Annotated in this window: 8 protein-coding genes; 3 read left to right on the top strand and 5 right to left on the bottom strand. The window is 59.7% G+C overall.

Annotation, left to right across the window (positions count from 1 at the left end; genetic code table 11):
- Window positions 1–19: 19 nt before the first annotated feature.
- The gene (locus ABYA88_RS05365; protein ID WP_373185940.1) at window positions 20–760 is read left to right on the top strand and encodes a SapC family protein; all 741 of its coding nucleotides are present in this window, start codon (window positions 20–22) and stop codon (window positions 758–760) included.
- A gap of 3 nt (window positions 761–763) precedes the next feature.
- Here ABYA88_RS05365 and ABYA88_RS05360 read toward each other — a convergent pair whose 3' ends face one another.
- The 5 genes from ABYA88_RS05360 to ABYA88_RS05340 all read right to left on the bottom strand — a co-directional run bounded on the left by ABYA88_RS05360 (window position 764) and on the right by ABYA88_RS05340 (window position 5,325).
- Window positions 764–1,690, bottom strand: coding sequence for a GGDEF domain-containing protein (locus ABYA88_RS05360; protein WP_373185939.1), 927 nt, complete (start codon window positions 1,688–1,690; stop codon window positions 764–766).
- Between the two features lie 185 nt (window positions 1,691–1,875).
- Window positions 1,876–2,616 (bottom strand): YciK family oxidoreductase, encoded by a 741-nt coding sequence (locus ABYA88_RS05355; protein WP_373185938.1) that lies wholly within the window; start codon window positions 2,614–2,616, stop codon window positions 1,876–1,878.
- Window positions 2,609–3,289, bottom strand: a complete 681-nt coding sequence (locus ABYA88_RS05350; RefSeq protein WP_373185937.1) for an HAD family hydrolase — start codon at window positions 3,287–3,289, stop codon at window positions 2,609–2,611. The genes ABYA88_RS05355 and ABYA88_RS05350 overlap by 8 nt, the downstream gene beginning before the upstream one ends.
- A gap of 4 nt (window positions 3,290–3,293) precedes the next feature.
- Window positions 3,294–3,992, bottom strand: coding sequence for a bifunctional 2-polyprenyl-6-hydroxyphenol methylase/3-demethylubiquinol 3-O-methyltransferase UbiG (gene ubiG / locus ABYA88_RS05345; RefSeq protein ID WP_373185936.1), 699 nt, complete (start codon window positions 3,990–3,992; stop codon window positions 3,294–3,296).
- Window positions 3,985–5,325 carry a TRZ/ATZ family hydrolase gene (locus ABYA88_RS05340; protein ID WP_373185935.1) on the bottom strand — a complete coding sequence of 447 codons (1,341 nt, stop codon included), beginning with the start codon at window positions 5,323–5,325 and terminating at the stop codon, window positions 3,985–3,987. The genes ubiG and ABYA88_RS05340 overlap by 8 nt, the downstream gene beginning before the upstream one ends.
- 105 nt (window positions 5,326–5,430) lie before the next feature.
- Between ABYA88_RS05340 and mtnA the strand changes: the two genes are divergently transcribed.
- Window positions 5,431–6,531 (top strand): S-methyl-5-thioribose-1-phosphate isomerase, encoded by a 1,101-nt coding sequence (gene mtnA, locus ABYA88_RS05335; protein WP_373185946.1) that lies wholly within the window; start codon window positions 5,431–5,433, stop codon window positions 6,529–6,531.
- A 230-nt stretch (window positions 6,532–6,761) separates the two neighbouring features.
- Window positions 6,762–9,410, top strand: a complete 2,649-nt coding sequence (gene gyrA, locus ABYA88_RS05330) for a DNA gyrase subunit A (RefSeq protein WP_373185934.1) — start codon at window positions 6,762–6,764, stop codon at window positions 9,408–9,410.
- Window positions 9,411–9,413 lie beyond the last annotated feature (3 nt).

Below are 9,413 nucleotides of genomic sequence, written 5' to 3'. Positions count from 1 at the left end.
TGATAATTGGGGAAAAAGGATGTCGACATTGCTTTTATATAAGGAAATCAGGGCTCTAAATCGTGATCAACACAAGGCTTTGAAGCTGAAAACGTCAGGTGATTGCCGATTCGCAGCCGATACCCACATAGTACCTTTGGCTGGCCTTGAGTTTTTTCAGGCCGCTCGCAGCTACCCGATAGTTTTCATCGGTGAAGGTGATAACGTCAGCCCTATTGCCTTGCTAGGCTTGCGTGAGGGGCTCAACATGTTCATTGGTGAAGAGGGTCAGTGGCGCAGCAATACTTATATTCCGGCCTTTATTCGTCGCTATCCCTTCGTGCTCGCGCAGGGCGATGACGAGCAGTTTACTGTCTGTATTGATGAGTCCTACTCGGGTTGGAATGAAGATGATGGGCGCGAATTATTTGCTGAACAGGGAGAAAATACGGCTTATCTGGATGAAATGATCAGTTTCCTGCAAAACTTCAATGCGGAAATGCAGCGCACCCGCCGTTTCGTAACCCAGCTCCAGGCGATGAATCTGATGGTTCCCCGTACATTGAAACTCACGCATACCAATGGAGAGAGCTTCATGCTGAAGGATTTCCTCGCAGTTGACGAGGAAGCGTTCTTAAAGCTGGAAGACGATCAGGTAATCGAGCTCAACAAAGAAGGGTTTCTCGGTTGGGTGTATGCGCACCTAATGTCGCTGGGGAACGCCAACCAACTCTTCGAGCACTACCTTGCCAGCAAGGAATTGTTGGCTACCAAACACTGAGGTTCAGCAAGCGATCCGGTTGCGGCCGGCACGCTTGGCGCTGTACATGAGTTTGTCGCAGCGATCCAGTACCTCCCGATTCCCTTCGTCGACCTGGCGGGTTGTGACGCCCAGGCTGGCGGTCATCGGGATCGAGGCGCCGTCCCATTCGAATTGCATGTGCTCGATGGTATTGCGGATGCGTTCGGCGACCATTCGAGCCTGGGTGGCGGGTGTGTTACTGAGCAGAATGACGAATTCCTCACCACCCATGCGAAACAGGTCGTCGACGTCGCGTAGGCAGTTGCGCGTGCAATTGACTATTGCCTTGAGCGCTTCATCCCCACATGCGTGTCCGTAGCGGTCATTGATCTGTTTGAAGTAATCGATGTCCAGCACCAATAGTGAGAGGCTGGTGCGATTGCGGATGGACAGTTTTACTTCTCGATCGAGTGCGCGGTCCATGGCCAGGCGGTTGCCCACGCCGGTGAGGCTATCGTTGTGGGCGCTGAACACCGCCTCGCGATATAGCAGCGCATTGCGCAAAGGATAAAGCAGATTGCCTAGAAGGGTTTCCAGAGCCATCAATTGCGTCTCGCTGAAACGCTTTTTCCGACTGAACTGGATTTCGCCAAGAAAGCTTCCGACATGGATCAATCGGTAGCTGCAGCGATGCAGGCTCGGTTGTCCTACGCGATGGTGTACTTCGACCCCGTCGAGCCTGTATTCGAGGCAGTCAAGATCAAGAAAGCCGCGGAGCTCCTGAAAGAACAATTCCAGAATACGGTCCAGTTCCAGCGAGGTCTGCAGGCTGTGGGTCAGCTTGTCCTGCACCATGGCCAGGCTGCGCTGGGGATTCTCTACCGGCGCGACCGCGACGGCCGAGGCTCCCGCGCTCAGCTTGAGTCGGGCCGAGTCGAAATCAATGGTGTTTCCCTGGGTCAGTGTCATGTGCAGCCCTGCGCGCCGGTATGGTGTAACCGGATTAATGCAGGGAGCGTGCCATCATGATTAATGTCTTTAAAAACAGGTATTTAATAAAAACTTTTGCCGGTGAGCTGCCGTGGGCGGCAGGAAATTGCCGCATCGCCCGCTGGAAGGGGCGGTGCGATGCCAGCGCAATGTCAAAATGCCGCCTACTGGGCGTCGAGGGCCTGACCGTTGACGCCGGTGCTAGCAGGGCCCAGCAGGTAGAGAAAGGCCGGCATGATTTCACCGGGCTCGGGGTTTTTCTCCGGCGGCTCGCCCGGATAGGCGGCCTTGCGCATTGCGGTCCGCGTAGCACCTGGGTTGAGGCTGTTGACGCGTATCGCGCTGGTGCCGTCCTGCTCGTCGGCCAGGATCTGCATCATGCCTTCCAGAGCGAACTTGCTCACCGCGTACGGCCCCCAATAGGCCTTGCCCTTGCGTCCGACGCTGGAGGATACGAATACCACCGATGCGTCACCTGCCTGGCGCAGGAGGGGCATCATCGCCTTGGTCAGCAGAAACGGTGCGTTTACATTGACCTGCATGAGCTGCAGCCAGGCCTCGGCCTTTACATTGTCGAGCATTGTACGTGGGCCGAGCTGTGCAGCGTTGTGCACCAGACCGTCTAGTTTGCCGAAGGTGTCGAACAGCTGGTCGGCCAGATCCTGATAATCCTTTTCCAGCGCCGTTTCCAGGTTCAACGGACACATTGCAGGCTGCGGATAGCCGGCCGCTTCGATTTCGTCATACACCGCCTCGAGTTTGGCAGGCGTCCTGCCAATAAGGACTACGGTGGCGCCGTGGGCGGCACAGCTGAGCGCACAGGCTCGGCCAATGCCATCTCCAGCCCCGGTAACCAGAATGATACGATCGGTTAGCAGATTCTGTGGCGCTTGGTAATCAAACATCGGATGTCTCCTGGGTGCGTCGCGCCTCAAGCCATGGGCGTAGCTCGGCGGGGCTTTGAATGCTGTGGGTGGCTTGCCAGTGAGTCGGGTCCTGGTCTGGTGGGATGTAACCATAAAGGGCTGCGACCGTAGCCATGCCGGCTGCGCGGCCCGCCTGGATGTCACGCAGATGATCGCCCACAAATACCGAATGCTGTGGCTCGGCACCCATCTCGCGACAGGCCCTGAGCAATGACTCGGGGTGTGGTTTGCCTTGCACAACATGGTCGGGGCAGACCAGGCTGCGGCAACGCCTGCCGAGCCCGACGGCTTCCAGTAGCGGGGTGCTGAACCGACTCAGCTTGTTGGTCACAACGCCCCAGGGAATGCCCTCGATTTCCAGCCACTCGAGCAGTTCCGATATGCCGGGGTAAAGGCGGGCATGAACGGCCAGGTCGCGCTCGTAGCGTAGCAGGAAATCGCTGCGTAGCTCGGCCAGGCGTGAATCCTCCGCTCCGAGCGAATAGGCTGCCGCCAGCATGCCGGCCGAGCCGTCGGATACCCGATGTCTGACCAGGTCGTCGTCCACGGCCGGCAGACCACTCTCGGTGCGCATTGCGCGGATAATCGCCAGGAAGTCATCTGCGGTATCGATCAGCGTGCCGTCCAGATCGAAGAGAACACTGGTCAGCATGCGTTCAAAGGCTCCGCTGGGTGTGAACCATATAGTTCACATCGACGTTCTGCTCGAGCTTGTAGACCTTCGTAAGCGGATTGTAGGTCAGGCCAATGATGTCCTGCATATCCAGGCCTGCGTCTCGCGACCAGCCACCGAGTTCAGCCGGTTTGATGAACTTGGCGAACTCGTGTGTGCCGCGGGGCAGCAGCTTGAGAATGTATTCGGCGCCGACGATGGCGAACACGAATGACTTGGGGTTGCGATTGATGGTCGAGAAGAATACATGCCCGCCGGGCTTGACCAGGGTCGCGCAGGCGCGGATGACCGAGCTGGGGTCGGGTACGTGCTCGAGCATTTCCAGGCAGGTGACGATGTCGAATCGCCCCGGGTGCTGCTCGGCCATCTGTTCGGCGGTGGTCTGCTGGTAATCGACCTCGACGCCAGACTCCAGTTGGTGCAGCCTGGCCACGGCCAGCGGCGCTTCGCCCATGTCGATACCGGTCACGGTGGCTCCCCGCAGCGCCATGGCCTCAGCGAGTATGCCACCGCCACAACCCACATCGAGCACTTCCTTGCCGGCCAGACCGGCTTTCTGCTCTATCCAGTTGGTGCGCAAGGGGTTGATCTGGTGCAGCGGCTTGAATTCGCTGTTGCGATCCCACCAGCGGCTGGCCAGGGCCTCGAATTTCGCGATTTCGGCACGATCGACGTTAAGCATTTTCTTCATCCCTTTGTAGAATCTGTTGTGACCACTGATTGACCGCCGCGAGCAGCCCGTCCTGATCCGGCAGTATCAGCCGGCCGGCGCGCAGCTTTTCCCGCCCGGCAACCCATACATGGGAGACCTGGCTCGCGTGACAGGTATAGAGCAGTTGCGAGACTGGGTGGTAGACCGGTTGATGCACCAGGCCCGAGAGGTCGACCGCAGTGATGTCGGCGGCCTTGCCCACTTCCAGTGAGCCGGTTTCCTCGGCAATCCCCATCGCCATGGCGCCGCCCATTGTTGCCATATGCAATGCCTGGTGGGCATTGAGTGCAGTTGGCGAGCCGCTGCTGCTCTTGGCCAGCAGCGAGGCGGTACGCATCTCGCCTAACATGTCCAGGTCGTTGTTGCTCGCCGCACCGTCAGTGCCCAGGGCCACGTTGACGCCAGCCTCTAGCAGTCGCTGCACTGGGCATATGCCGCTGGCCAGCTTCATGTTCGATTCCGGGCAGTGAATTACCGAAACGCCATGACTGACCAGCAAATCCAGGTCGTCTTCGTCGATCTGTGTCATGTGCACCGCCTGCAGCCGCGGATTCAGCAAGCCCAGCGCCTTCAGGCGCTGCAGTGGGCGCTGACCGCTCTGGCTCATAGCGTCCGAAACCTCTCCTGACGTTTCGTGCACGTGCATGTGCACCGGCATTTCCAGTTCGTCGGCGAGCATCCGCACATTGGCCAGCGTGGTATCACCCACGGTATAGGGCGAATGCGGGCCAAAAGCGACATTGATCAGCGGGTTATGCTTGATCTCATCGCGCAGCTTCAACCCCCTGGAGATACCTTCGGCGCTGTCGCGGGCGCCCGGGATGGGGTTGTCGATCACCGGAAAGGCCAACTGTGCGCGCATGCCAGCTTCTATTGCCGCCTCGGCAGCAACATCGGGAAAGAAGTACATGTCGGCGAAACAGGTGGTACCGCCGCGCAGCATCTCGGCGATGGCCAGCCTGGTACCCAGACGGACGAAGTCCTCGTTTACCCAGCGCGCTTCGGCCGGCCAGATATGCTCCTGCAGCCAGCTCATCAGCGGCAGATCGTCCGCCAGGCCGCGGAACAGGCTCATCGCGGCGTGACCGTGCGCGTTGATCAGTCCCGGGATGAGTACCTGGTCAGGCAGCTCGCGTCGTTCACTGGCCGCGACATTGGCGGCCTGGGCGCGCGTGAGGATGCCGACAATGCGGCCTTTGTGTACCGCCAGGGCGTGGTCTTCAAGCACCGTACCGGCGGGAATTACGGGCACGATCCAGCGAGGCAGGATCAGCAGGTCGACCCGGTCGGGTAGTGGCGTCATGGGGAGTTCGTCTTGGATCATGCCCGGCAGTATAACGTCTGCCTGATCCGCCGTGCAGCGGCATTTCATTTCGATGTTCGTCAGCGCGTGGTCGCCGCGGGTATAATGATGTTTTGGGAGTTATTCATGCAGCAAGCCGTTCAACCCGTTGTTGCCGACAGTTTCAGTGCGCTGGCCTGGCGGGACAATGCCCTGCGGTTGCTTGATCAGCGCCTGCTGCCGGCCAGTGAGGTGTACGTCGACTGCACTGACGCGGCCCAGGTTGCAGCCGCCATCCGCGACATGCTGGTGCGCGGAGCGCCGGCGATCGGTATCGCTGGGGCCTATGGCATCGCGTTGCAGGCGCGGTTCATTGGGCAAAGCGACGACTGGTCGGGGGCGCTGGCCGAATCATTCGCGCTTCTCGAGGCAGCTCGTCCCACCGCGGTGAATCTGTCCTGGGCGCTCAAGCTGATGCGCGATCGTCTCGGCCGTCTGGCGCCGGATGCAGATGTGCCGGCGCGGCTGCTGGAAGCGGCGCGGTCAATCCATCAGAGTGATCACGAAGCCAACCTGACCATGGGCAAGCTGGGCATGCAGCTGATCCGCAAGCACCACAAGACCCCGCAGAATCTGCTCACCCATTGCAATACCGGCGCGCTGGCAACCGGCGGTTACGGCACGGCCCTCGGGGTCATTCGTGCCGCCCATGAAGCGGGGCTGGTCGATACCGTATTCATCGACGAAACCCGGCCATGGCTGCAGGGGTCGCGGTTGACCGCATGGGAGATGCAGCGCGAGGGTATCAGCGCCTGCGTGCACGTGGACGCTGCAGCCGGGCATCTGATGAAAACCCGCGAGATTACCTGGGTGATTGTCGGTGCCGACCGGATTGCCGCCAATGGGGATGTGATCAACAAGATCGGTACCTATGCGCTGTCCATTCTGGCGATGCACCACGGTTTGCGTTTCATGGTCGTGGCCCCCAGCTCGAGTATCGATATGGCGCTGGAAAACGCCGATGACGTGATCATCGAAGAGCGGTCCGCCAACGAGCTGCTGATGCTTGGTGATCAGTCTGTAGATACTGGCGTTCCGGCGTTCAATCCGGTGTTCGATGTCACGCCAGCCGACCTGGTTGACGCGATTGTCACCGAGAAAGGCGTCATCGAGCGACCGGATGCGAAAAAGCTGGCCGATCTGATGAGCCACAGGCATCTGCACTAGGCCGTTCATGCCAATTGGGGACTGCGGGGTGCTGCGCAGTCTCCCGGGCGTGTTTCGGCTCCCTCCTCAGCGTGCCCTGTGGTATTCTATCGGGCTTTAATCGGCCCGCCGGGTTTGGCTGTTGAATCGCTGCGACAAAAGCCTTTCAGTGGCCCTTCAGGGTCTTCAAGTGCGCTGAACAATTGCTATGGGCATCGTCATGTTGCCGACAATAAAAGGAATGCCGTTTCATGGGTGAACTGGCCAAAGAAATCCTTCCAGTCAATATCGAAGATGAGCTGAAGCAGTCCTACCTCGATTACGCGATGAGCGTAATCGTTGGCCGGGCACTGCCGGACGTGCGTGACGGGCTCAAGCCGGTGCACCGTCGCGTGTTGTTCGCGATGAGCGAATTGAAGAACGACTGGAACAAGCCCTACAAGAAATCAGCCCGTGTGGTGGGCGACGTGATCGGTAAGTATCACCCGCACGGCGACTCCGCGGTCTACGACACGATCGTACGTATGGCGCAGCCTTTCTCGCTTCGCTATCTGCTGGTGGACGGTCAGGGCAACTTCGGCTCGGTCGACGGTGATAACGCCGCCGCCATGCGTTACACCGAAATTCGCATGACCAAGCTGGCCCACGAACTGCTGGCCGATCTGGACAAGGAAACCGTCGATTGGGTGCCCAACTACGACGGCACCGAACAGATTCCCGCAGTGCTGCCGACCAAGGTACCGAACCTGCTGGTCAATGGTTCCAGCGGCATCGCAGTAGGCATGGCGACCAATATTCCGCCGCACAACCTGACTGAAGTGATCAATGCCTGCCTCGCGCTGATCCAGGACCCGGACATGTCCATCGACGACCTGATGGAGCATATCCCGGGCCCGGATTTCCCCACCGCCGGTATCATCAACGGCCGGGCCGGTATCGTCGAGGCCTACAAGACCGGCCGTGGCCGCATCTATGTACGGGCTCGCTGCATTATCGAGGACATCGACAAGGTTGGCGGCCGGCAGCAGATCATCATCAATGAGCTGCCGTATCAGCTGAACAAGGCCCGGCTGATCGAAAAGATCGCCGAGCTGGTCAAGGAAAAGAAGATCGAAGGCATCACCGAGCTGCGCGACGAGTCCGACAAGGATGGTATGCGCGTGGTTATCGAGATCCGCCGGGGCGACGTGGCCGAGGTGGTTCTCAACAACCTCTATACCCAGACGCAGATGCAGAACGTGTTCGGCATCAACATCGTTGGTCTGCTCGATGGCCAGCCGCGCATTCTCAACCTGAAAGAGCTGCTCGATGCCTTTATCCGGCATCGTCGCGAAGTGGTTACCCGCCGTACCGTCTATGAGCTGCGCAAGGCGCGCGAGCGTGGCCATATTCTGGAAGGTCAGGCAGTTGCGCTGACCAACATCGATCCGGTCATTGCGCTGATCAAGGCATCGCCCACCCCGGCCGAAGCCAAGGAAAGGCTGATCGCCAATCCGTGGGAGCCAGGTGCGGTAATCGAGATGGTCGAGCGCGCAGGTGCCGACGCCTGTCGCCCGGATGGGCTGGACGAGCAGTTCGGCCTGCGCGATGGCAAGTATTTCCTGTCGGCCGAACAGGCCCAGGCGATTCTCGACTTGCGTCTGCATCGCCTTACGGGTCTGGAGCACGAGAAGCTGCTGGCCGAATACCAGGAGATCCTCACTCAGATTGGCGAGCTGTTGCGTATCCTCAACAGCCAGGAACGGCTGATGGAAGTCATCGTTGAAGAGCTGGAGCTGATCCGCACCAACTTCGGCGACGAGCGCCGCACCGAGATCCTGGCTTCGCGTCTGGATTTGTCGCTAGCCGACCTGATTACCGAAGAAGAGCGGGTCGTTACTATTTCTCACGGCGGTTACGCCAAGAGCCAGCCGCTGGCTGACTACCAGGCCCAGCGCCGCGGCGGGCGTGGCAAGGCGGCGACCGGCGTCAAGGATGAGGATTACGTGTCCCACCTGCTGGTTGCCCACAGCCATACCACGCTGCTGCTGTTCTCCAGCAAGGGCAAGGTCTATTGGCTCAAGACCTATGAAATACCCGAGGCGTCCCGCGCCGCGCGTGGCCGGCCGCTGGTCAACCTGCTGCCGCTGGATCAAGGCGAGTTCATCAGTGCGATGCTGCCGGTCGACGAATATACCGCCGGCTGGTTCATCTTCATGGCGACTGCCAACGGCACGGTCAAGAAAACGCCGCTGGAGCAGTTCAGCCGTCAGCGCAGTGTCGGTCTGATCGCCCTCGATCTGGACGAAGGCGACAAGCTGATCTCTGCAGCTATCACCGACGGCGAGCGCGAAGTCATGCTGTTTTCCGACGGCGGCAAGGTAACCCGCTTCAAGGAAACCGACGTGCGCGCCATGGGCCGCACTGCCCGCGGTGTGCGCGGTATGCGATTGGCGGGTGATCAGAAACTGATCTCGATGATCATCGTCGAGGAAGGCACGCAGATTCTGACCGCTTCGGCTCGCGGTTATGGCAAGCGCACCGCTGTGGAAGAGTTCCCGCAGTACAAGCGGGGCGGCCAGGGCGTGATCGCGATGGTCAGCAACGAGCGTAACGGCCCACTGGTCGGCGCTGTGCAGGTGGTCGACGGCGAGGAGATCATGCTGATTTCCGACCAGGGCACGCTGGTGCGTACCCGGGTTGCTGAGGTCTCCAGTCTGTCGCGTAACACCCAGGGCGTGACGCTGATCAAGGTTGCTAGCGATGAGAAGCTGGTGGGGCTCGAACGCATCCAGGAGCCATCCGAGGAAGAAGAGGATATTCATCACGCAGGTGGCGAGATAGAGGGCGCCATCGTCAGCGAAGGCGCGCCTATCGGCCCGGTCGATGATGTTGAAGCAACCGATAATGATCAGGAGTAATAG

It is taken from the genome of Halopseudomonas sp. (genome assembly GCF_041579695.1).
Taxonomy (GTDB): Bacteria; Pseudomonadota; Gammaproteobacteria; order Pseudomonadales; family Pseudomonadaceae; genus Halopseudomonas.
This window is presented reverse-complemented; position numbering and strand designations above follow the sequence as displayed.